Genomic DNA, 23,043 nt, shown 5'->3' with positions numbered 1-23,043 from the left:
CCTTGGCTGGGGTGGGTCTGTCGGCTGCGGGCCGGGGGCGGGCACAGACCACCCCCGGGCGGAGTATCAGGTCGCGCTCGACCCCGTGGGCCTCAGAACGATCAGCGCCGTGCCCGCCTCCACCTGGGTGCCCGGTGCGGTGAGGATCTCGTGGACCACGCCGCCGGCCGGGGCCAGAACCCTGGACTCCATCTTCATGGCCTCCAGGGTCAGCAGGGGCTGGCCGGTGGTCACCGTGTCGCCCTCGCGTACGTTCACCTGCCAGACGGACGCGGCGAACTCGGCCTCCACCAGGTGGCCGCCCTCCGGGACGGTTACCGTGGCAGGGGGAGCCACGGGTGTGCCGGCCGCCTCGGCGCGGGCGAACTCGCCCGCGGCCTCCCAGGCGTCCCGCTCCGCGGCGAACGCGGCACCCTGCCGGGCACGGAACTCGGCGATGGAGTCGGCGTGTTCGGCGAGGAACGCCTCGTACTCGGCCAGCGAGAACGTGCCCTCCTCGATGCGCGGCACGAAGCGGCCCGAGACGATGTCGGCGCGGAGGTCGAGGAGTTCGCCGGCGTCGACCGGGTACCACCTGATCCGGTCGAAGAAGCGCAGCAGCCACGGTGAGCCGGGCTCGAAGGCGCCGCGCTGCTGCCAGCCGGACCAGACCTGGGTCGTACGGCCGACGAACTGGTAGCCGCCGGGCCCCTCCATGCCGTAGACGCACAGGTACGCCCCGCCGATGCCGACCGAGTTCTCGGCGGTCCACGTCCGCGCCGGGTTGTACTTCGTCGTCACGAGGCGATGGCGCGGGTCCAGGGGAGTGGCGACCGGGGCACCGAGGTAGACGTCGCCCAGACCGAGGACGAGGTACTCCGCCTCGAAGACCGTGCGGTACACGTCCTCGACCGACTCCAGCCCGTTGACGCGGCGGATGAACTCGATGTTCCACGGGCACCAGGGCGCGTCGTCGCGTACGCCGGCCATGTAGCGGGCGATCGCCTCGCGGGTGGCCGGGTCGTCCCAGGAGAGGGGGAGGTGCACCGTGCGGGACGGGACCACCAGTGCGTCGGCCGGAGGCAGGGCCGCGGTGATCTCCCGTACGGTCGCGAGGAGTTCGGACTGGGGAAGGACCGAGGGGTCCGTCTGGATCTGGAGGGAGCGGATGCCCGGGGTCAGGTCCGTGACGCCGTCGAGCGCGGCCGTGGCGACCGCCTGCATCAGCGCGTGGACCCGCATCCGCAGCGCCAGGTCCAGCTGCATCGGCCCGAACTCGACGAGCAGGTTGTCGTCGCCGCTGCGGCGGTAGGTGATGTCACCGTCGCGGGCCAGGACGCCGCCGTCGACGATCGCGGGCCGGGCGGATCCGTCCTCGGCGACCGGCAGGAAGCGCACGGTGTCGCCCGGGCGCAGCTGGCCCAGCTTCCAGCGTTCCGTCGTCGCCACCGTCGCGGGGCAGACGAAGCCACCGAGCGAGGGGCCGTCGGGACCCAGCAGTACCGGCATGTCGCCGGTGTAGTCGACGGCGCCCACCGAGTAGGGCGTGTCGTGGATGTTGGAGGGATGCAGGCCGGCCTCTCCGCCGTCCGTGCGGGCCCAGCGGGGCTTGGGGCCGACCAGGCGGACCCCCGTGCGCGCCGAGTTGAAGTGCACCTTCCAGTCGGCCGCGTAGAAGTCGTGGATGTCCTCCTCGGTGAAGAACTCCGGTGCGGCATGGGGGCCTTCGAGGGCGCCCACCTGCCAGGAGGAAGCGAACTCCGGGCGCTCCCCGGCGGGCACCGGAGAGCCTTCGGTGACAGCGCATCCGTGGAGCACGTCTCCCGGTCGCAGGGCCCGCCCGCCGTGCCCTCCGAAACCGCCCAGCGTGAAGGTGGCCGCGCTGCCGAGGAACGGAGGGACGTCCAGGCCACCGCCCGCGAACAGCACATACGTCCGCAGGCCGTGCTCCGTCGGCGCGCCCACGTCCAGCAGGGCTCCGGCGGGTATCGTGACCGGCTCCCACTGGGCGACCGGCGAACCGTCCACGGTCACCGGTGCGGGCGCCCCGGTCACGCACACCGTGGTGGCGTGGGTGAACCGCAACGACGGCCCCCGCAGGGTGCATTCGAGTCCGGGGGCGCCCTCGGGGTTGCCGAGCGCCCGGTTGCCGAGGCGGAAGGACAGGTCGTCCATCGGGCCGCACGGGGGAACGCCCACCTGCCAGTAGCCGGCGCGGCCCGGCCAGTCCTGCACGGTGGTGAGTGTGCCGCCGGAGACGACCTCGACGCGCGGCGTCGGATCGCTGATCCCGGAGAGGGTGCCCGTGGAGTGGGCGGCGGTGGCGAAGGCCGGGTCGGCGAGGGCCGCCCGCACCAGGCCCAGGTTCGTCTCGACGCCGTCGATCCGGGTCCCTGCCAGCGCCTCGTCCAGCCTCCGCAGGGCGTGGGCGCGGTCATGCCCGTACGCGACGACCTTCGCGAGCATCGGGTCGTACGACGTCGTCACCTCGGTGCCCGTCTCCACCCAGCTGTCCACGCGCACGCCCGGCGGGAACTCGACCCTGGTGAGCAGGCCCGCGCTGGGGCGGTGGTCGCGTGAGGGGTCCTCGGCGTACAGGCGGGCCTCGACGGCGTGGCCGCGGGGTGCGCCGGGGGCCCGTACGACCGAGGCGTCGCCCTGTGCGAGACGCAGCATCCAGGCCACGAGGTCGACGCCGTAGATCTCCTCGGTGACCGGGTGCTCCACCTGGAGCCGGGTGTTGACCTCCAGGAAGTACGCCTCCTCGCGCGCCGCGTCGTACACGAACTCCACTGTTCCGGCGGAGCGGTAGGCGACGCTCGCGCAGAGGTCGCGGGCAGAGGCGGCGAGTTCGGCGCGTACGTGGTCGGGAAGACCGGGGGCCGGCGCCTCCTCCAGGACCTTCTGGTGACGGCGCTGGAGGGAGCAGTCGCGGTCGCCGAAGGTGACGACCAGGCCCTCGCCGTCGCCGAAGACCTGCACCTCCACGTGGCGGGCGTGTTCTACGAGGCGTTCCAGGAACACTCCCGCCGTGGAGAAGGACGCGGCGGCGACCCGCTGTACCCGCTCCCAGGCCTCGGACAGTTCACCGGCGGACCGGCATGCCGACATGCCGATACCGCCCCCGCCGCCGGTGGCTTTCAGCATCACCGGATAGCCGATGCGGTCGGCCTCGGACAGGGCCTCGTCCAGGTCCGTCAGCAGGTCCGTGCCCGGTGCGAGCGGCACCCCGGCCGCCTCCGCCGCGGCCCTGGCCGTGTGCTTGGCGCCGAAGAGCTCCAGCTGCTCCGCCGTGGGCCCCACGAACACGATGCCGTCGTCCTCGCAGCGCCGGGCGAAGGCCGCGTCCTCGGAGAGGAAGCCGTAACCGGGGTGGATCGCGCCCGCGCCGGTGTCCTTGGCGGCCTTCAGGACGAGGTCGGCGTCGAGGTAGGACTCCTTCGCGGGCGCGGGGCCGAGGCGTACGGCGTGGTCGGCGAGCCGTACGTGGGGCGCGGAGCGGTCGGCGTCGGAGTACACGGCGACCGTGCGCAGGCCCAGCTCGCGCGCGGTGCGGATGACGCGTACGGCGATCTCACCGCGGTTGGCGACCAGCAGCGTGTCGAAGGTCATGACGCCGGGCCCGTATCGCCGTCGGCCGTGTCCGTCCCCGCCTGCGTGACGGTCATCTCCACCGGTGTCGGGTCGAAGCCGTTGCAGGGGTTGTTGATCTGGGGGCAGTTGGAGACCAGGACGAGCACGTCGCGTTCGGCGCGCAGGGTCAGGGCGAGGCCGGGGGCGGAGATGCCGTCGACGATGCCGAGGGTGCCGTCCTTCTCGACGGGCACGTTCATGTACCAGTTGATGTTGGAGACGAGGTCGCGCTTGCCGAGGCCGTAACGGGCGCCCTCCGCGAGGAAGTTGTCCACGCAGGCGTGCTGGGACCAGGTGTGGTGGCCGTACCGGAGGGTGTTCGACTCCTTGGAGCAGGCGCCGCCGACCGTGTCGTGCCGGCCGACGTCGTCGGCGACCACGGTCATCAGCGCGGTGTGCTCGTTGGACAGCAGCACGCTGCCCGCCGTCAGGAAGATGTTGCCCTGGGCGTGGATCGTGTCGGGGGCGCTGTAGCGGACCGAGGTGTCGTGGGCGTCGTACACGAGGAAGTCGACGGCCTGGTTGCCGTGCAGGTCGGTGATGGTGAGGGAGTCGCCCGCGCGTATGACGGACGACCAGGGCGCCCTGGCCGGAACGACGGTCTTCATGCGAGCCCCTTCGCGGCGAGGAATTCGGCGGTGTTCAGGAAGGCGCGGCGGCCCTCGGGAGTGGCGTCCCACAGTGGGTCGCCCGGCCGGGTGGGGGCCGAGCGCCAGGCGAGCACCTCCAGGGGGGTGCTCACGTAGTCCGCGCGCGGGTCGGCGGGGTGGGGCACGTTCGCGAGCAGGACGGTCACGTCCTGCTCGGTGCGCAGGGTCACGCTGCCGCCGGGTCCGGCGGAACCGGTGAAGTCGAGGGTGCCGTCGTCACGGACCTCCACGCCCTGGAAGAACGACAGCGAGGGCGGCAGGTCGCGGGGTGTGAGCCCGTTCTTGGCGGCGGCCAGCTTGAACAGCTCCCGGCCGGCGGGGGAGGCGGACTGCGGTGCGCCGTCCCCGTACCGCTCGGTGTTCCGTACGAGGGTGGAGGTGCCGCACAACGCGTCGTGCCGTCCGGAGGTGTCGGCGATCACGGAGGCGAGGACGCGGCCCTGGTCGGACAGGAGCAGCCGCCCCTCGCCGAGGTAGGCGTTCCACTGCACCTTGACGGTGTCGGCCACGTTCAGGCGTTCCCAGGGGCGGTCGGCGGCGTGGAGGAGCAGGTGCGCGCAGGCGTCGCCGCGCAGGTCGGTCAGGCGCAGCTCCGTGCCGCGGGCCAGCACCTTGTGCGTGTAGTTGCCGCCCGCCACTGTCTCGGCCCACACCAGGTGCCCCGCCTCGCAGGGCGGAGCCGGCCAGTCGCCCGCCGGCACGACGGGCATCGCGTCGGCCCGTGTGCCCTCCTGCGCCCGGGCGTGGGCCCGTGCTCCGTACGTGGTCTCGGTCGCCATCGCGGAACCTCCGGCTGCTCCGGTGATTTCTGTCGCTCGACAGAAATTAGGTGCGGGCCGGGTCGGGGGTGTGTTCCGGAGGTTAGCGGCCGGTTACCGAAAGCTCACGGCGGGTTTCGGGCGTGGGTCGCGCCCCGAAGGGGTGCGGGGCTGTGTTCATGTGCGGCTCCGCCGCGTGGGCGCGAGCAGCCACTTCGTGCCCGCAGCCGGCCACCGACGGATACCCGGCAGGCGAGACCGACCGGCCGGACCCCCGGCGGGGCATGCGAGGATCGCACGCATGGGAAGCAGTCGTGCGCGCCGCGTCGGAAGGCCGCGGGCCGAGCAGCGGCCGGAGACCGGTCTGTCGCCTCGCGACGAACTGCTCGCGGCCGCCGCGGAGTTGTTCACGACGCGCGGCTACGCCGCCACCACCACTCGGGCCGTCGCCGAGCGGGCCGGCATGCGGCAGGCGTCCATGTACCACTACGTCTCCGGCAAGGAGGAACTCCTCGCCGCACTCCTGGAGTCCACGGTCACCCCCTCGCTCGCCCTGGCCCGCGAACTGCTCGCGCAGGACGCGACGCCCGCCGAGGCCCGGCTGTGGGAGCTGTGCCGTACCGACGTGGAGTTGCTCTGCGGCGGCCCCCACAACCTCGGCGGGCTCTACCTGCTGCCCGAGGTACGCGCCGAACGCTTCGCGGGCTTCCACGCCGTACGCGCCGAACTCAAGGACGCCTACCGCCAGTTGATCGCCGCGAGTCGTGCGGGCGGGGGGCTCGCCAAGAGTGAGCTTGACCTGCGGACGGACCTGGTGTTCGGGCTGATCGAGGGCGTCATCCTGGTGCACCGCTCGGACCCGGAGCGCTCGGTCGCGGTGTTCGCCGAGGCCACCGCGGACGCGGCCCTCCGGATCGTCGGCGTCTGAATTCGGGCCCGGGCCCCCTCGGCTCTCCGGCCGCGGCGTGGCTGTCAACAGCCGGGAACCCTGTTCGCCCGTTCGTGATTACCTGACGTGTTCGATTAATAGCTGAGCGTATAAATGGGTTGAGCGTACTCCGGGCCCCTTGCCCGTTTCAGGCGCTTGCTGAATATGACATAGCGATGATCCGGTCGGACTAAGCTCGCCCGCAGCGCACCGGGTTGAGGTGTAATCGTGCGCTTGTTCCCAAAAATACCGAAGATCCAGTTTGGGATCCCTCGAACCCCAGCAAGACCCCCGATCCCAGCCGATTCGTCTCAGAGGGCATACATGGTGAGTGTTCCATCGCCTCCCAGTGGCCGTGAACTTCCCTACGCGCGCGTGCTGTTGCCGCCCGCCATACTGCTGGCCGCGGCGACCGGGGCCGCCGCCGCCCTGCTGACGGGGCCCGCCCGGACCGCCGTCGTCTGGTGCGGAGCCATCACGACCGTCCTGGTCGTCGCGGTCGCGTCCCAGGTCGTGCGCCGCGGCCGGCAACTCCGGGCCCTGCGCGCCGAGTGCGCGCAGCGGACCTCCTACCTGGAACAGCGCGTCGCATCCCACGACCAGGAGATCCTGCGCCTCGGCAGGGAGATCCTGCCCGCGATGCTGGAGCGGCTCGCCGGCGGAGAGCCCCCCTCGGAGGTGATTCGCCTGGGCATCGCCGAGAACCCCGTCTACAGCAACCTGCCCGAGTCGCAGCGTTCGCTGATCCACACGGTCCTCGACATCATCGACCGCGAGGACGCCCGGCGTGACTCCTCGCAGCGCGCCTTCGTCAACATCGCACGGCGCGTTCAGGCGATCGTGCACCAGCAGAACGTGGAACTCCGCGAGATGGAGGAGGACCACGGGCGCAACCCCGACGTCTTCGACGACCTGCTGCGCATCGACCACGGCACCGCGCTGATCGGCCGGCTCGCCGACTCCATCGCCGTCCTCGGCGGCGGAGGCCCCGGCCGCCAGTGGCCCGAGCCCGTGCCGCTGTACAGCGTGCTGCGCGGCGCCATGTCCCGCATCCTGGAGTACCGCCGCATCGAGCTGCACTCCATCGCGAAGGTCAACATCGCCGGGGTGTCCGTCGAGCCGCTCATCCACGCCGCGGCGGAACTCCTCGACAACGCCACCCGGTACTCGCCGCCCCAGACCAAGGTGCACGTGACCGCGATCGAGGTGCAGACCGGCGTCGCCGTCGAGATCGAGGACGCCGGCGTCAGCCTCAGCGAGGAGTCCCGCGCCAAGGCGGAGAGGATGCTCGCCCTGGCCCAGGCGGGCGCGGACTTCCAGGAGCTCGGCGACACCCCGCGCCTCGGCCTCGCCGTCGTGGGCCGTCTCTCGACGATGTTCAACATGCAGGTCTCGCTGCGGCAGTCCGCTTACGGCGGTGTCCGCGCCGTCCTCGTCGTCCCGCGCGACATGCTCACCGACGAGCCCGCCACCAGCTTCGCCCACGGCATCGGCGCCGCCGCCACGCCCGCACTGAACAACGGCGGCGTCAAGGGGCCCGAGCGTGCGCAGAAGCGGCGCCGTCCGACCACCGGCCCGCGCGTTCCGTCCTCGGCCGAGTCCCTGGCGGGCATGGACGACGACGTCCCCGTCGTCACCGAGTGGACCGCCAACGGCCTTCCGCAGCGCCGCAGCCGGGTGACGACGCCGCTCAGCCAGCGGATGGCCGAGGCCGCCGCCGCGGAGGCAGCCGCCGAGGCGGCGAGGGCCGCCACGCCCGTATGGGAGCCGGAGCCGGAGAAGATCGAACCGCCCGGGGCGTGGATCGAGGAGTTCTGGGCCGGCCTCAAGGGCGACCCGGACCCGAACGCCTTCACCAGGAACCCGGACGACCCGACAACTCTCACCGCTGACAACCAGTCGGCCCACAAGGAGGCCGACGACGAGGGGGACCTCAAGTGACCATGCCGCGAGCCAACTTCGACTGGATGCTCAAGGATCTCGCCGACGGAGTACCGGGCGTCCAGCAGGTGGTGGTGCTCTCCGCCGACGGACTGCGCATCGCACGGTACGGCGGTGACCCGGACGCCGCCGACCGTGTCGCCGCGGCCTGCGCGGGCCTGCAGAGCCTGGCCGGCGCCGTCGCCGCCGAGATCGCCACCGGTGACGGCCGGATGCGCGTGGTCATCATCGAGATTCAGGGCGGCTACTTCTACATGATGGAAGCGGGCCCCAACGCCTACCTCGCGGTCCTCGCCAACGCGGTCGCGGAACCCGGCATGATGAGCAACCGCATGCGCGACCTCGTCGCCCGTATCGGCTCCCATCTGACGAGTCCGCCCCGGCGCAACGGGCAGACCGTATGACGCCTCCACAGCGCCGGCGGCGCCACCCCAAGGAACAGCCCCCGCCGCCACCCACGAGTGAGGCCGCACACGACGGCCCTCCGCCGAAGAATCCCGAGCGGCTGTACATCATCACGGGAGGGGCCGTCGAGGACGGCGAGCGGGCCCCGATCGACCTCGTGACGTTGATCGTGGCGAGCGCCGAACTGCCGCCTTCCGCCACGCCGGAGCAGTCGGCGCTGCTCCGGATCTGCCAGGCACCCCTGTCCGTGGCCGAGATCTCGGCCTACCTCAACCTGCCGTTCAGCGTGGTGACCGTCCTGCTCACCGAGCTGCTGGCGGCCGATCTGGTACAGGCGCGCGCCCCGATCGTCCAGCAGGCGCGGGCCGACCGTTCCCTCCTCGAAGCGGTGATGCATGGACTTCAAAAGCTCTGACCCCGTCACGGGTCCTCGGACCGAGGACCACCTGCCGCACACGGCAGAGGCCGGGGTGAAGATCGTGATCGTGGGCGGCTTCGGAGTCGGCAAGACCACCATGGTCGGTTCCGTCAGTGAGATCAGGCCGCTGACGACCGAGGAGACCATGACGCAGGCCGGCATCGGAGTCGACGACAACTACGGCTCCGAGTCCAAGACGGCCACCACCGTGGCCATGGACTTCGGCCGCATCAGCATCACGGACCAGCTCGTGCTCTACCTCTTCGGCACCCCCGGCCAGGAACGCTTCTGGTTCCTGTGGAACGGCCTGTTCGAGGGCGCCCTCGGCGCCGTCGTCCTGCTCGACACCCGCCGCCTGGAGGTCAGCTTCGACGTCATCGGGCGCCTGGAGGAGCGGGGCGTGCCGTTCGTGGTCGCCGTCAACACCTTCCCGGACGCCCCCCGCTACCCCATCGAGGAGCTCCGCTCGGCGCTCGACCTGCCCAGGGAGATCCCCATCGTGGAGTGCGACGTGCGGCGGCGGGCCTCCAGCCGGGACGTACTGATGACGTTGCTGCGCTTCTTGCACGCGCTGGCTCGGGCGAAGGCACCGGCGTGAGCCCGCGGTCTCCCTGAGCCGCCGTCGCCTGAGCCGCACGGCGGTACGAGTGCCGCTCTCCTTTCGTCCGGCCCGGAGCCCGTGAGCCTCAGGGCGCCATCACCCCTTGACACCACCGAACCCAACTTCAGCTTCGGAGCGACCATCGTGACGCCTGAATCCCTCTCCCCGACCGACACGGACGACCCCATGGCCGCCCCGCCCCCCGGCTGCCCCGCGCACGGCATGGGCCCCGGTGGCCTGCGCCGGCTGTACGGCCCCGAGGCGGAGGACCTCGGAGCCCTGTACGAGAAACTCCGCGCCGAGCACGGCGCGGTGGCTCCCGCGCTGCTGCACGAGGACGTGCCGATCTGGGTGGTGCTCGGTCACGGCGAGAACATGCACATGGTGCGGACCCCTTCGCAGTACAGCCGTGACACCCGGTTGTGGGCCCCCTTGCAGGACGGCACGGTCAAGCCGGATCACCCGCTCATGCCGCATCTCGCCTGGCAGCCCCTCTGCTGCCACGCCGAGGGCGACGAGCACCTGCGGCTGCGCGGCGCGGTGACCGGCGCCATGTCGACGATCGACCACCGGGGCATCCGCCGCCACATCAACCGCGCGACCCAGCACCTCGTCAACGAGTTCTGCGAGAAGGGCAGAGCCGACCTGGTCAGCCAGTTCGCCGAGCGCCTGCCGATGATGGTGATGTGCCAGATCCTGGGCATGCCCGACGAGTACAACGACCGGATCGTGGAGGCCGCCCGCGACCTGCCCAAGGGCACCGAGACCGCCATCGCCAGCAACGCGTACATCATGGACGTCCTGACGCGGCTCACCGCCCGCCGCCGCGCGGAACCCAAGGACGACTTCACCAGCCACCTCATCAACCAACCGGCGCGGCTCACCGACGAGGAGGTCAGCCAGCACCTGCGCCTCGTCCTGATCGTCGCGTACGAGAGCACCGCCAACCTCCTCGCCAACGTACTGCGGGTGGTGCTCACCGATCCGCGGTTCCGCGCCCAGCTCAACGGCGGCCAGATGACGGTGCCCCAGGCGGTCGAACAGTCCATGTGGGACGAGCCGCCGTTCAGCACCGTCCTCGCCTACTTCGCCAAGCAGGAGACCGAGCTGGGCGGCCAGCGCATCCGCAAGGGCGACGGCCTCATCATGGGTATCGCGCCGGGCAACGTCGACCCGCGCGTCCGGCCCGACTCCAAGGCCAACATGCACGGCAACCGCTCTCACCTCGCCTTCAGCGGCGGTCCCCACGAGTGCCCGGGCCAGGACATCGGCCGTGCCATCGCCGATGTCGGCGTCGACGCGCTTCTGACCCGCCTTCCCGACGTCGAACTCGCCTGCGACGAGCACGAGCTGAGCTGGCGGGCGTCCATCTCGAACCGGCACCTGGTGGAACTGCCGGTGAAGTTCGCGCCCAAGCCCCAACAGGACGTCATGGCGCGACCCGCTCACCCCGTGTCGTCACAGCGGCCCAGTAACTGGCAGGCCGGCACGCCACAGCCGCGGACGGCGGCACCGGAGCCCGCCTCGGCTGCTGCTGGGACACCGGCGCCGACGCCATCGCCCGAACCGGCCGCCCGGCCGGGCGTGTTCGGGCGCCTCCTGCGCTGGTGGCGTGGCCACTGAGCAGCCCCGGCACCGCGGCTACCCGGCCCACTCCTCGTACGACGACCATGCCCGCAGCACACGCGGGCTGACGAACCGGTGCTCGCACCCGGTGATCGGGTCGGTGAACTCCAGCAACCGTGCGAGCAGTTGGAGCGGCCGCCGGAAGTCACCGGCCGCCACGGGGCCGGTCACCACCGGATAGAGGGGATCACCGAGGATCGGCACCCCCAGGGCGCTCATGTGCACCCTCAGCTGGTGCGTCTGCCCGGTACGCGGTACCAACCGGTACCGGGCACGCCCGTTCCGGTGTTCCAGCAACTCGACCCGGCTGACGGCGTTGGGCTCGCCCTCGACCTCGCGGGCCGCCACGACTCCGCGCTCCTTGACGATCCGGCTGCGCACGGTGCGCGGCAGGGCCAGTGCGGGGTCGTACGGGGCGACCGCCTCGTATTCCTTCGCCACTCGCCGGTCGCGGAACAGCGACTGGTACGCGCCGCGCTCCTCGGGGCGCACGGTGAACAGCACCAGCCCGGCCGTCAGCCGGTCCAGTCGGTGTGCGGCGCTCAGCGCCGGGGCTCCCAGCTCCCGCCGCAGCCGGGCCAGTGCCGTCTCGGCGACATGGCTGCCACGAGGGGTGGTGGCCAGGAAGTGCGGCTTGTCGGCCACCACGACGTGCTCGTCCTGGTACACGACGTCGATCGTGAACGGCACGCGCTCCTCGTCGGGCAGCTCCCGGTGGAACCACACGAACATCCCCGGCGCGTATGTCATGTCCCTCGGCACCGGACGCCCCTCGGCGTCCACGATCCGCCCCGCGTCGAGCATCCCGTCGATCACCCCGGCCCCGGCCGAGAGCCGGTCGACGAGATGATCCCGCACGGTCGCCCAGGCGCTTCCGGGCGGCAACCGTACGCGCACCGCGTCCACCCCGTCGCGTTGCGGCAGGGGAGAGAGCGGGGGCGGGGTGCGGCGTCTCATCAGGATCAAGCGTACGAGGCAGCGCTGACAGGGGGCGAGGCGACGCCGAAAAGCGATGTGCCCCGGCTGCGCCCGTTGGCAGGATGCTGCGCATGCCCTACCTCAACCGCGCGGTCCTCACCGCCGGCACTCTCGCCCAGTTCCCTCAGCCGACGATCCCTGCCGCTGACGGCCTGCTGTTGCGCCCTTGGACAGCGCAGGACGTCCCAGCCGTCCACGAGGCCTTCCAGGATCCGGTCATACATCAGTGGCATGTCCGTGCGGCCGACTCCGAGGACGAGGTACGGGGCTGGATCGACGAGTGGAAGCAGGAGTGGGAGAGGGAGGACAAGGCACAGTGGGCCGTCGTTGACACGGACACCGACCGGCTGAGAGGACGCGTGGCCCTGCGGAGCATCCGGCTGGACGAGGGGACGGCGGAGGTCGCGTACTGGACCGTTGCCGCCAAGGCCGGGTTCGCCCTGGAGGGCACCAAACGCAGCGCCCTCCTCCACCAGGACGGCTGGCACGACATGCACCTGCACGCGCGCTTGCAGGGGGACTGACCCTCCACGCGCGCGTGCACGGCGCATGGGTCCTGTGCTCGTGTACGGGGAGGGTCGGGAGCGGCGCTTACGCGAGGATGTCGTCGTTGTAGGCCGGGCCGCCGATGTGGCGGTAGCGCCCGGTGCGCTCGCCCCAGTAGTAGTTGCCGGCGATCCACGACCGGCAGCCTTCGACGCTGGTCTCAACGGCCCGCAGTTCTGTTGTGCTCAGATGCATGCCCTGGCAGATGTCCAGGAGTTCGGTGGCCCGGCGGACGAAGCCGGCTATGGCCTGCTCCGTCATGATGGCCGCGCGCTGCCGTGCTTCGAGCAGGCCGCAGCCGTACTGGTGCTGAAGGGTGAGCACCAGGTTGTTCTGGGCTTCATGCCGGGCCTTTTCCCGCAGCTCGGACTGGATGTCGTTGGTGAAAGCCACGGCGTCCACCGCGTTATGCCGCATGGCTTGGAATGCTGGCAGAGCCGCTACATGAGCGGGCACTTCGAATCCTGCGGTCCATTCGGACTGGTCCAGGCACCAGTGGATTCCCACGGTGAGCCGGCGCAGCGGGATGTAATCCTCGACGGTGAGCCACTGGTCGACGAAAGCGGTCTCTCGCAGGTAGGCGAGAAGCCAGCGGGCGCAGTTCGCCGCGAAACGGTCGCACCAGGCAGCAGACATGCGGGACTGCTTTTCCCGCCAGATGTCCCGGTACGCCCGGGTCGCCGGCGTTGACAGTCCTAAAGGAGCGTCGTTCTGTCGAAACATGATGGCGACCATCTCGTGTGCCACGCCGTGCAGGAGCTTGTCCCTCCCTTGCTCCTCGGGGTCGAACTGGTCGTCTATGAGGAAGGCGAGTGAGTGGAACTTCGCCGCGTTGATCAACCCTTCTTCGGTCGCGTCGGGAAATGTGACGGCCATCATCAAAGGCACGTCCCAGGACCCCCACTCGGCGACGGCTTCAGGAGACCGCAGGATCTCGTGCTTCTGCAGCCAGGACAGGGCCGCTTCCCGGGCGGCCTCCCTGTGCGGGCTTATTCGCACCGGAAAGGGAATGTTCAGATCGACGCCTGAAGGCGTGTTCTCGCGGTGAAGTTCACGCGTGTGGCTGGATCCGTGAGCAGGGCTGGGAAAAGGGTTCATGCCGGACAGGCCTCCGTTTCTTGGCGCAGCGGAATGTGAGTTCCTTGCCGGTAATCAATTGCGCCGCGAGCGATGCGATCAGCTCGCGATCGGCCAGCGGGCGCACAGGGCGGCCAGGGGCACCGCACCAACTGATGCGTGTGCCCGGCCAGGGTGACGGCCCCAGCTGACCGGACAGGAGCAGAGCCTTTCACGATGCCCTCCGGGTGGCGGAGTCGACCAAGTCCGTGAACTACGCGCTGTGCTCTGGAAGCTGTGCCTTCGGCGGGGCTGACTCGTGCACGAATGGGCCTGCTGGCGGAACCGGTCGGACGGGGCCTTGCCACCTGCCTGCTGGGCGGTGTCGTCGGCCGCGGCCTTCGAGGCGGCCGCCGGACGGCGCGGTGAATCGGTGGTTGTCACCGCCACGACAGTGCGTGGGCGGCCAGGTCGTGGATCCCGTCCAACCTTCCAGCGCCCCTCCGTGTTTCGTCAACTGTTCGGGGCGGGGGGCTGGCAGGCGTTACCCCCCACGGGCGCGGTGCGACACCCCCTCATGCCGTCAACTCACCCCGACCGCCCCGCCACTTCGCACCATGCGATGGTTTCCAGCCGTCGGAAAGGGCGTGCGGCCCGGCGCATGGACGGACCCTCCGTTGCGGAAGCGGTTCGTTGCTGAGGCAGGGCGCTTCGAGCTGTCCCACCTCCAGTTCCGGGCCACGAGCTGTGGGCCGCGCGTGCCCCGGGACTGTTTGCGCATGTACGTGGGCTGCCGGCGGTCGAGGAAGACATCACTCAGCGGCCACGGAGTCCTAGGGAGCCGGTTCTGGGAGGGCCTGAGCAGGCTCGGCAGCGGCGTGTCCGCGTTGTGCGCGCGTCAGCCGGTACAGGACCCCGAGCCCTACGGTCACCAGCAAGAACAACACCGTGAACCACTGGAAGTACCAGTGTCCACCCGCAGGGTCGTACACCTCCGCGCGCGGCCAGGCCAGGTTGACGGTCATGACGAGGCCGTAGAGGAGGGCGAGCGCGTTGACCGGGAGGCCCCAGCGGCCCAGGGAGAACAGAGGGGCGCCCGTCTCGTCGGTGCCGTCGACGGCGAAGCGTCCGCGCAGGCGGGCCACCAGCAGCGGGCCGGTGACCATCGCGTACGCCAGGTACAGCATCACGATGCAGGTCGTGCCGATGGCGAGGAACGCCTCCGGAGAGGCGAAGTTGAGGAGCAGGAGGGCCGCCGCGAGGACGCCGACCACCAGGGCGGGTGCGCTGGGCATGCCGGTGCGGGTGTTGACCTTCGCGAGCCGGCCGGAGAAGGGCAGTTGGCCGTCGCGGGCCATCGAGAAGAGCATGCGGCAGGCCGCCGTCTGGATGGCGAGGGTCGCCACCGCGATGGCCACCACCACGTCGGCGAGCAGGAGACGGCCGACACCGTCGCCGAGACTGCTGGTCAGGACGTAGCTCAGGCCCTCGACGGCCAGCTTGCCGTCGGTGAGGCTGGGCGCTGCGAGCAGGCCGCCGAGCACGAGCAGACTGGCCAGCAGTCCGGCCGCGCCGAGTGCGGTGAGGATGGTGCGGGGCGCGGTGCGGCGCGGGTGGTGCGTCTCCTCGCTCATCTCGCCCGCGCTGTCGAAGCCGATCATCACGTACGCCGCGGCGAAGGAGCCCACGAGCAGGGCTCCGAAGAGACCGGTACTGCCCTCGGCCGTGTGGAACGTGATGCCGGGGGAGCGCTCGGAGTGGGTCAGCAGCAGCACGATGATCAGGGCGGCACCGATGATCTCGGCGGTCACACCGACGCGGTTGACCACCGACAGCACACGGTTGTCGAGGACGTTGACGAGTGTGGTGAGAGCCAGCAGGATCACGCCGAGGACGGCCGCGTTGGCCGCTCCGGTGGCGGACGTGGGCGCCGGATCGCCCCCGACGAGCTGGAAGCCCGACCAGATGGCCGGCATCACCATCTGCAGCGCGAGCGCCGCCGCGGCGACCACCACGATCTGCCCGATCACCATGATCCAGCCCGCGAACCAGCCGAAGGTGAGGTTCGACAGGCGCGACGACCACTGGTAGATCGCGCCCGAGATCGGGTAGCGGGCGGCCAGCTCCGCGAAGCACGCGGCCACGAGCAACTGGCCGATCAGCACGGCCGGCCAGGTCCAGAAGAAGACGGGACCGCCGAACGCGTACCCGAAGGCGAAGAACTGGAAGACGGTCGTCAGGACCGAGATGAAGGAGAACCCCGCGGCGAACGAGGCGTACCTGCCGAGGCTGCGGTGCAGTTCCTGGCGGTAGCCGAACGCCATCAGGGAGCGTTCGTCGGACGATCCAGCGGGATCGGGGCGGACATCAGGTGGAGTGGTGCTCGTCATGGAGGCGACCTGCCTTCGCACAGCGCACGGAGTTCCTGTCGGGCGACAGAAATTAGGGAGTGGCTGTTTCGCGGGCATGACGCGGTGATGTCCTGAGCGGGCCCAATTTCTCACGGCCCCGTTGGACCTTACCGGGGGCGTATGTCGTGTCTCTTGGCTCGGTGGCTCGGTGGCTCGGTGGCTCGGTGGCTCGGTGGCTCGGTGGCTCGGGACGCGATATGTCCGTGGCCGGATGGCCCGGTGGCCCCGGCCCGGGAGAGCCCCGAGAAGGTGCTCGCCGACGGACGGCGCGGGTCGCGCCCCTCGCGGACGGGGTCGGCGCGGCACTCGGCGCGCTACTGGCGCGTCGCATGCCCTCCTGGATGCGGCGCGTCGCCGACCTCGATCCGCTTGACCGGGCGATGGTCACGGGCCGTTCGGCGCTGTCCGAGCAGCCGGACTGCCGTGGCCGTGGCCGTGGTCGGCCGCGGCGGAGCGCTTCTCCCGTTCACGGTGGCGGCGGTGTGGCTGTTCACGGGCGCGTTCCGGTCGTACCAGCGGTCGGTGGGGCGCCAGTCGTTGATGTCCCGTAGGAGGAACCGCCGTTCAGGAGGCGGCCACCGCCCCCGCGGCCGCCGCACCCCGCGGCCGCCCACCTCCGACGAGCGGGTAGGCGGCGGTGGGCCGACGGCGGTGGGGTGGCAGCGGCGGCGGGCCGGCGGCGGTGGTCATGCGGCGGTCGGTCGGGCGCCTTGCGTGCCGGTCACGCGCTCGTGGCCGCGCCCTCCTGCTCCTCCTCCACCCGCGCGTTCCACTCGCGCTTGGTCGCCTGCCAGTTGTCCTCGTTGTGCCCGAGCCGCCAGTAGCCGGAGATCGACAGGTCCTCGCGCGGGACCTGGCGCTCGACGCGGAGCAGTCGCCGCAACTCCTTCACCAGCCCCGCCTCGCCGTGGACGAACGCGTGCAGGCGGCCCTCGGGGAACTCCAGCGCGCGGACGGCCTCGACCAGGGCCTCACCGGTGGGACGGTCACCGCGGTGCAGCCAGACGACCTCCACGTCGGAGGCGATCTTCTGCTCCTCGTCGGCGTCGGACACCTCGATGAAGGCGAAGGCCCTGGCGCCGTCGGGCATCGCCTCCAGCGAGGCGGCGATCGCGGGCAGGGCGCTCTCGTCACCGGCGAGCAGATGCCAGTCGGCGTCAGGGTTCGGCGCGTAGGCACCGCCGGGGCCCAGCAGCCGGACGACCTCACCCGGCTGGACCCGCGTGGCCCACGGGCCGGCGAGGCCCTCGTCGCCGTGGATCACGAAGTCCAGGGTGAGTTCGCGTAGTTGGGGGTCCCAGGCGCGGACCGTGTACGTCCGGGTCACGGGCCACTGCTCGCGAGGGAACTCCGCACGGATCCGCTCCATGTCGAAGGGCTCCGGGTAGGTCACGCCGTCCGGTCCGAAGAGCAGCTTCACATAGTGGTCGGTGCTGCCCCTCGTGGCGAACTCGGCGAGACCCTCGCCGCCGAGGACGACACGCTGCATGTGCGGGGTCAGCCGCTCGGTGCGGACGACTCTCGCGGAGTGGGGCTTCGGGGCCCTGCGTACCGGACGCTCTGCCATGGCGGCCTCCCAAATACCTAGCTTAGGCTTACCTAAGCTAACACCTTCCCCCCGGCAACACCTCATGCTCGAAGCGTCGATGACCACGGCGGGCGTTGACCTGCCCGCCCCCCAAGTGCCCCCTCACGCCCCGGGTACCGCCGGAAGACGAGCCATACCCTGTGGCGGAGGAATCGTTCTGCGATCGGAGTGGCGCCGCATCTCCGCCAGGACGTCATCCGCCGAGACGCCATCCGCTGGGACGTGAGTAATCCGCAGGATGGTGAGAACCGCGTGAGGACTGCCGCCCGCGCTCTGCTCCGCCCGCCTTCGCGGTCCGCCCGCATGCGTGTTCCGTCCGCCTTCGCGGTCCGCGCGGCGCGCTTTGCCGTCAGGTCCCGCGGTGCGCGTACCGGTCAGGTCCGCAGCGTCGTGAGCAGCCGCTGCAGCGAACCGCCCAGGCCCCAGCGTGTGGCGAGCCCGTCCAGCCTCGCCGCATCCCGCGGTTCGCGCGGGAGCGCCGTGTCCACCTCGGGCAAGGGTACGTCGCCGGCGACCCGGACGACCCGGGGGGCCACCGCGACGTAGGGGCGGGCCTCGTCGAGCCTCCTGCGCTGGGACGGCGTGAGCTTCGCCGACGGGTCGTCGACCGCCGCCATGATCCCGGCCAGGTCCCCGAACTCGGCCAGCAGCTTCGCCGCCGTCTTCTCACCGATGCCCGGCACCCCGGGCAGCCCGTCGCTCGGGTCGCCGCGCAGCAGTGCCAGATCCGCGTACCCGGCGCCGCCCACGCCGTACTTCTCGTGCAGCACCGCCTCATCGGTGAGCTGCAGCGTGCCGACGCCCTTGAGGGGGTACAGCACGCGGACCGCGCGGGCGTCGTCGACCAGCTGGTACAGGTCGCGGTCGCCGGTGACGATGTCCACCGGGCCCTTCGCCCGCGCCGTGAACGTGCCGATCACGTCGTCCGCCTCGTACCCCTCGACGCCCACGCGCGCGATGCCCAGCGCGTCCAGGACGTCCTCGATGACCGGCACCTGCGGCGACAGCGTGTCCGGCACCTCCTCCTCGTCCGGGCCCACCTCGTGCTCCTCGGCCACGCGGTGCGCCTTGTAGGAGGGGATCAGGTCGACCCGCCACTGCGGCCGCCAGTCCGCGTCCATGCAGGCCACCAGGTCGTCGGGCCGGTGGTCCCTGACCAGGCGGTCGATGAAGTCGAGCAGTCCGCGCACGGCGTTCACGGGGGTGCCGTCCGGAGCCTTCACGGAGTCCGGCACCCCGAAGTAGGCGCGGAAGTACAACGAGGCGGTGTCGAGGAGCATCAGGCGTCGGGTCACCTTCCGCATCATGCCGTACGGCGCTGACAGCGGGCGTCCGACGCATCCCCGGAAGTGCCGCGGCGGCCGGGGTGAAGGGCTTGTGAAACGAGGCACCCGCAGCGTTTGAGCTGCTCGGGCGAGGGCAGGTGCGCGCCCGGAGCAGGGTCGGTTGCGCCTTCAACCACGTTCGCCGAGCGGATCCGCCGGAGCGTGGACAGCGGCCGGGCGGAGTACGCCCACGGGGCCCGGCGGGCGGAGCCCGCCACGCTCCACGGCCCGTCGGCGGGGGCACGGGCCGTCCTGCTGCGAGAAGAGAGGTATCCGTGTCATCCAGGCTTGAGGCCGAGAACCTGTACAAGGTCTTCGGCAGACGACCCGACGAGGCGGTTCAACGGCTCCGCGGCGGAGCCGACCGCGAGGAACTGCGCGCCGAGGGCACCACCGCGGCCGTGATCGACGCCTCCTTCACGGTGGAGCCCGGGCAGATCTTCGTCGTCATGGGCCTCTCCGGTTCGGGAAAGTCCACGCTGCTGCGCATGCTCAACGGACTGCTGGAGCCCACCGCCGGACGGGTGCGCTTCGACGGCCAGGACCTCACCGCGATCGGCGACCGCGAGCTGCGCGAGGTCCGCTCGAAGAAGATCAGCATGGTCTTCCAGCACTTCGCGCTGTTCCCGCACCGCAGCGTTCGCGAGAACGCCGCCTACGGCCTGGAAGTGCAGGGCGTGCCCCGCGCCGAGCGCGAGCGTCGCGCCGACGAGGCGCTCGCCCTGTGCGGCCTGGTCGGCTGGGAGAAGTCCTGGCCCGACGAACTGTCCGGCGGCATGCAGCAGCGCGTGGGGCTGGCCCGGGCCCTCGCCACCGACGCCGACCTGCTGCTCATGGACGAGTCCTTCAGCGCCCTCGACCCGCTGATCCGCCGTGACATGCAGGACCAGCTGCTCGACCTGCAGAAGACCCTCAAGAAGACCATCGTGTTCATCACGCACGACCTCAACGAGGCCATGCGCCTGGGTGACCGCATCGCCGTCATGCGCGACGGACGCATCGTCCAGAACGGCACCGCCGAGGACATCCTGATCCGCCCCGCGGACGACTACGTCGCCTCCTTCATCCAGGACGTCGACCGCTCCCGCGTGCTCACCGCGGGCGCCGTCATGGACCGGGACGTCCGAGGCGACGAGGCGGACTGCGGCTGCGAGACGGCGACCCCCGACACCCCGTTCACCGAGCTGTGCGCGATCAGCGCCCGCCTGTCGCACCCGGTCGCGGTCCTCGACGCGGAACGAGGGCTGGTGGGCGTCGTCACGGGACAACGCCTCGTCGGCTTCCTCGGCGACGAGCGGACCGCCCCCGCGACCTGCGACTCCCCGCGGGACACCGACGGCGACAAGGCGGTGGCCCGTGCCTAGGATCCCTCTCGGCGACTGGGTCAACGACACGGTCGACTGGCTGCTCGGCCACATGGCCTGGCTCTTCGACTTCCTCAAGACCGTCTTCGTCGGCACCTACGACGGCATCGACGCCGTCCTCCAGGCCCCCGAACCCCTCCTGCTCGCGGGCATCTTCGCCGTGCTCGCCTTCTGGCTGCGCGGTACGACGGCCGGTGTCCTCACCTTCGCGGGCTTCGCCTTCATCGACTCCCTCGAACTGTGGGAGAACGCGATGGTGACCCTGTCGCTCGTCCTCGTCGCCACGATCATCGCGCTCGTCGTGGCCGTGCCGGTGGGCATCTGGGCCGCGCGCTCCGACCGGGTCAGCGGGCTGGTCCGGCCGATCCTTGACTTCATGCAGACGCTGCCCGCGATGATCTACCTCATCCCGGCGATCCTGTTCTTCGGCACCGGCGCCTCCGCGGGCATCGTCGCCACCCTGATCTTCGCGCTCGCCCCCGGTGTGCGCATGACGGAGCTGGGCATCCGCCAGGTCGACAAGGAACTGGTCGAGGCCGCCGAGGCGTTCGGCACCACACCCCGCAACACACTGCTGCGCGTCCAGTTGCCGCTCGCGCTGCCCACCGTCATGGCCGGCGTCAACCAGGTCATCATGCTGGGCCTGTCCATGGCCGCGATCGCCGGCATGGTCGGCACCGGCGGCCTCGGCGGCGACGTCAACGAGGCCATCGGCCAGCTCAACGTGGGCCTCGGCTCCGAGGCCGGGGTCGCCATCGTCATCCTCGCGATCTACCTCGACCGCATGACCAGCGCCCTGGGGACCCAGGTCTCCCCGCTGGGCCGCCGCGCCGCCGTCAGGGCGCGCGCCGCCCAGGGCCTGAAGATCTGGTCGTACCGGCCCCGCCCGCAGGTCGCCGTAATCGGTGTCGTGATCCTCGCCCTCGTGGCGGGCGGCATGGGCGTCTTCGGCGGCGACGGCGGCGGCACGACCACGGCCGCCGCCGGCGGCAAGGACGTCGGCCAGGGCAAGAAGATCACTATCGGCTACATCCCCTGGGACGAGGGCGTCGCCTCCACCTACCTGTGGAAGGAGATCCTCGAGGAGCGCGGCTTCCAGGTGGACGCCAAGCAGTTCGAGGCCGGTCCGCTCTACACCTCCCTCGCGGCGGGCAACGTCGACTTCCAGACCGACGCCTGGCTGCCGACGACTCACGAGCAGTACTGGAAGAAGTACGGCAGCGAACTCGACGATCTCGGAGCCTGGTACGGCCAGACCTCGCTGGAGCTGAGCGTGCCGTCGTACATGAAGGGCGTCGACTCGCTGGCGGACCTCAAGGGCAGGGCCGCCACCTTCGGCGGGAAGATCACCGGCATCGAGTCCAGCGCCGGCGAGATGGCCCTGCTCAAGAGCAAGGTCCTCAAGGAGTACGGGCTCGACAAGGAGTACAAGGTCGTCGACAGCTCCACGCCGGCGATGCTGGCCGAGCTCAAGCGGGCCTACAGCGAGAAGGAACCGATCGTCGTCACGCTCTGGTCACCGCACTGGGCGTACAACGACTACGACCTGAGGAAGCTCAAGGACCCCAAGGGCGCCTGGGGCAAGGGCGACGGCGTGCACACCGTGGCCCGCAAGGGCTTCGCCAGCGAGAACCCGGTCGTCGGCACGTGGCTGAAGAACTTCCGGATGACCGAGAAGCAGCTCACCAGCCTGGAAGCCGAGATCAACAAGGCGGGCAAGGGCAAGCAGCAGGACGCCGTGCGCGCCTGGCTCAAGCGGAACCCGGACCTCGTCGACAAGCTGGCCCCGGTCGCGGGCGGCACCGGTGCGACTCCGGCCGAGGCCGAGCGGCCCATCGACGTGGCCTGGTTCCCCTGGGACGAGGACATCGCCGTCACCTACCTCTGGAAGAACGTCCTGGAGCGGCGCGGCTACCAGCTGAACCTCAAGCAGATGGACGTCGGCCCGGTCTACACCGGCCTCGCCTCCGGCGACCTCGACCTCAACTTCGACGCCTGGCTGCCGTACGCGCAGAAGAACTACTGGGACAAGAGCAAGGACAGACTCGCCGACCTCGGCACCTGGTACGAGCCGACCTCGCTGGAGGTCTCCGTGCCCTCCTACGTCAAGGGCGTCACGTCCTACGAGGACCTCAAGGGCAAGGCCGACCTCTTCGACGGGAAGATCATCGGCATCGAGCCGGGCACGGGCGAGATGAACCTGCTCAAGACCAAGGTCCTGCCCGGCTACGGCCTGGACAAGGAGTACGACGTCGTCGACGGCTCCACGCCCGCGATGCTCGCCGAGCTCAAGCGCGCCTACGCCAGGAAGCAGCCCATCGCCGTCGTCCTCTGGTCGCCGCACTGGGCGTACAGCCAGTACGACCTCACCAAGCTGAAGGACGACAAGAAGCTCTTCGGCGAGGGCAACACGATCCGCACCATCGCCAACGAGAAGTTCCCCGAGCGGTACCCGCAACTCACCAAGTGGATCAGGAACTTCAAGATGAGCGAGGACGAGCTCGGGACCCTGGAGGCCGAGATCAACAAGCGCGGCCAGGGCCACGAGGAGGAAGCGGTCGCCGCGTGGCTGAAGGAGCACCCGGACATGGTCGGCCGCATGACCCCGCGGTAGCAGCGTCCCACGGGGACCGCCCGAGGGGTGGGTCTCTCCCGTGTCCGAACGGCGTGTTCCAGTGCCGTCGTCGGCGACGACGGCACTGCGGCAACGTACTGGCGTACGAGATGGATCCGGCCAACCACGTCGGGGTCCGCGGCCACGCCGGCCCCAGGGCCCTGCTGACCGGGGCGCGGACCGCACGTACGATCGCGCCCCGCATCCTCTCGCGCTGCGCCC

The 23,043-nt window shown here is 70.7% G+C and carries 18 protein-coding genes; 9 read left to right on the top strand and 9 right to left on the bottom strand.

All coding sequences use genetic code 11. The annotated features are described in order from the left end of the window. Positions 1 to 66 precede the first annotated feature (66 nt). From ACZ49J_RS42255 to ACZ49J_RS42245, 3 genes are read right to left on the bottom strand one after another with little or no spacing between them, the layout of a single operon-like run. The gene (locus ACZ49J_RS42255; RefSeq protein ID WP_467456428.1) at positions 67 to 3,591 is read right to left on the bottom strand and encodes a 5-oxoprolinase/urea amidolyase family protein; all 3,525 of its coding nucleotides are present in this window, start codon (positions 3,589 to 3,591) and stop codon (positions 67 to 69) included. Beyond that, positions 3,588 to 4,220 (bottom strand): urea amidolyase associated protein UAAP2, encoded by a 633-nt coding sequence (locus ACZ49J_RS42250; RefSeq protein ID WP_467456429.1) that lies wholly within the window; start codon positions 4,218 to 4,220, stop codon positions 3,588 to 3,590. The genes ACZ49J_RS42255 and ACZ49J_RS42250 overlap by 4 nt, the downstream gene beginning before the upstream one ends. Continuing rightward, a complete protein-coding gene (locus tag ACZ49J_RS42245) occupies positions 4,217 to 5,041 on the bottom strand; it encodes an urea amidolyase associated protein UAAP1 (RefSeq protein WP_467456430.1) in 825 nt (274 codons plus the stop codon). Before ACZ49J_RS42245 ends, ACZ49J_RS42250 begins: the two co-directional genes overlap by 4 nt. Before the next feature lie 280 nt (positions 5,042 to 5,321). On the opposite strand from ACZ49J_RS42245, the gene ACZ49J_RS42240 reads away from it, so the two are divergent. The 6 genes from ACZ49J_RS42240 (at position 5,322) to ACZ49J_RS42215 (ending at position 10,936) form a co-directional block, all read left to right on the top strand. After that, the gene (locus ACZ49J_RS42240) at positions 5,322 to 5,948 is read left to right on the top strand and encodes a TetR/AcrR family transcriptional regulator (protein ID WP_467456431.1); all 627 of its coding nucleotides are present in this window, start codon (positions 5,322 to 5,324) and stop codon (positions 5,946 to 5,948) included. Between the two features lie 324 nt (positions 5,949 to 6,272). After that, entirely contained in the window at positions 6,273 to 7,889 is a 1,617-nt protein-coding gene (locus ACZ49J_RS42235) for an ATP-binding protein (RefSeq protein ID WP_467456432.1), read from the top strand. Beyond that, positions 7,886 to 8,293: a roadblock/LC7 domain-containing protein gene (locus tag ACZ49J_RS42230; protein ID WP_467456434.1), complete on the top strand. Its 408-nt coding sequence runs from the start codon at positions 7,886 to 7,888 to the stop codon at positions 8,291 to 8,293. The genes ACZ49J_RS42235 and ACZ49J_RS42230 overlap by 4 nt, the downstream gene beginning before the upstream one ends. Next, positions 8,290 to 8,709, top strand: coding sequence for a DUF742 domain-containing protein (locus ACZ49J_RS42225; RefSeq protein WP_467456436.1), 420 nt, complete (start codon positions 8,290 to 8,292; stop codon positions 8,707 to 8,709). Before ACZ49J_RS42230 ends, ACZ49J_RS42225 begins: the two co-directional genes overlap by 4 nt. Next, entirely contained in the window at positions 8,690 to 9,310 is a 621-nt protein-coding gene (locus tag ACZ49J_RS42220; RefSeq protein WP_467456437.1) for a GTP-binding protein, read from the top strand. Before ACZ49J_RS42225 ends, ACZ49J_RS42220 begins: the two co-directional genes overlap by 20 nt. Before the next feature lie 147 nt (positions 9,311 to 9,457). After that, a complete protein-coding gene (locus tag ACZ49J_RS42215; RefSeq protein ID WP_467456438.1) occupies positions 9,458 to 10,936 on the top strand; it encodes a cytochrome P450 in 1,479 nt (492 codons plus the stop codon). Between the two features lie 18 nt (positions 10,937 to 10,954). Here the strand turns inward: ACZ49J_RS42215 and ACZ49J_RS42210 are convergent, their stop codons facing one another. After that, positions 10,955 to 11,896 (bottom strand): RluA family pseudouridine synthase, encoded by a 942-nt coding sequence (locus tag ACZ49J_RS42210; protein WP_467456440.1) that lies wholly within the window; start codon positions 11,894 to 11,896, stop codon positions 10,955 to 10,957. A gap of 92 nt (positions 11,897 to 11,988) precedes the next feature. Here ACZ49J_RS42210 and ACZ49J_RS42205 point away from each other — a divergent pair, with 92 nt between their 5' ends. Beyond that, the gene (locus ACZ49J_RS42205; protein WP_467456441.1) at positions 11,989 to 12,441 is read left to right on the top strand and encodes a GNAT family N-acetyltransferase; all 453 of its coding nucleotides are present in this window, start codon (positions 11,989 to 11,991) and stop codon (positions 12,439 to 12,441) included. A 67-nt stretch (positions 12,442 to 12,508) separates the two neighbouring features. On the opposite strand, the gene ACZ49J_RS42200 is transcribed toward ACZ49J_RS42205, so the two are convergent. The 5 genes from ACZ49J_RS42200 to ACZ49J_RS42180 form a co-directional block, all read right to left on the bottom strand. Further along, the gene (locus ACZ49J_RS42200) at positions 12,509 to 13,561 is read right to left on the bottom strand and encodes a terpene synthase family protein (protein ID WP_467456443.1); all 1,053 of its coding nucleotides are present in this window, start codon (positions 13,559 to 13,561) and stop codon (positions 12,509 to 12,511) included. A gap of 791 nt (positions 13,562 to 14,352) precedes the next feature. After that, positions 14,353 to 15,909, bottom strand: coding sequence for an amino acid permease (locus ACZ49J_RS42195; RefSeq protein ID WP_467456444.1), 1,557 nt, complete (start codon positions 15,907 to 15,909; stop codon positions 14,353 to 14,355). Positions 15,910 to 16,494: 585 nt separating this feature from the next. After that, a complete protein-coding gene (locus ACZ49J_RS42190) occupies positions 16,495 to 16,620 on the bottom strand; it encodes a hypothetical protein (protein ID WP_467456446.1) in 126 nt (41 codons plus the stop codon). A gap of 31 nt (positions 16,621 to 16,651) precedes the next feature. Then, the gene (locus ACZ49J_RS42185) at positions 16,652 to 17,497 is read right to left on the bottom strand and encodes a siderophore-interacting protein (protein ID WP_467456448.1); all 846 of its coding nucleotides are present in this window, start codon (positions 17,495 to 17,497) and stop codon (positions 16,652 to 16,654) included. A 395-nt stretch (positions 17,498 to 17,892) separates the two neighbouring features. Continuing rightward, positions 17,893 to 18,822: a 5'-3' exonuclease gene (locus ACZ49J_RS42180; RefSeq protein WP_467456501.1), complete on the bottom strand. Its 930-nt coding sequence runs from the start codon at positions 18,820 to 18,822 to the stop codon at positions 17,893 to 17,895. A gap of 296 nt (positions 18,823 to 19,118) precedes the next feature. On the opposite strand from ACZ49J_RS42180, the gene ACZ49J_RS42175 reads away from it, so the two are divergent. Together ACZ49J_RS42175 and ACZ49J_RS42170 are read left to right on the top strand one after the other, a co-directional pair. Then, positions 19,119 to 20,207, top strand: coding sequence for a quaternary amine ABC transporter ATP-binding protein (locus tag ACZ49J_RS42175; protein ID WP_467456449.1), 1,089 nt, complete (start codon positions 19,119 to 19,121; stop codon positions 20,205 to 20,207). Then, entirely contained in the window at positions 20,200 to 22,821 is a 2,622-nt protein-coding gene (locus ACZ49J_RS42170) for an ABC transporter permease/substrate binding protein (RefSeq protein WP_467456451.1), read from the top strand. Before ACZ49J_RS42175 ends, ACZ49J_RS42170 begins: the two co-directional genes overlap by 8 nt. The last annotated feature ends 222 nt before the right edge of the window (positions 22,822 to 23,043 follow it).

Source organism: Streptomyces sp. NPDC030840 (assembly GCF_055572015.1).
Note: the sequence above shows the minus strand (reverse complement) of the source record. Positions and strands in the feature narration are given on the sequence as shown.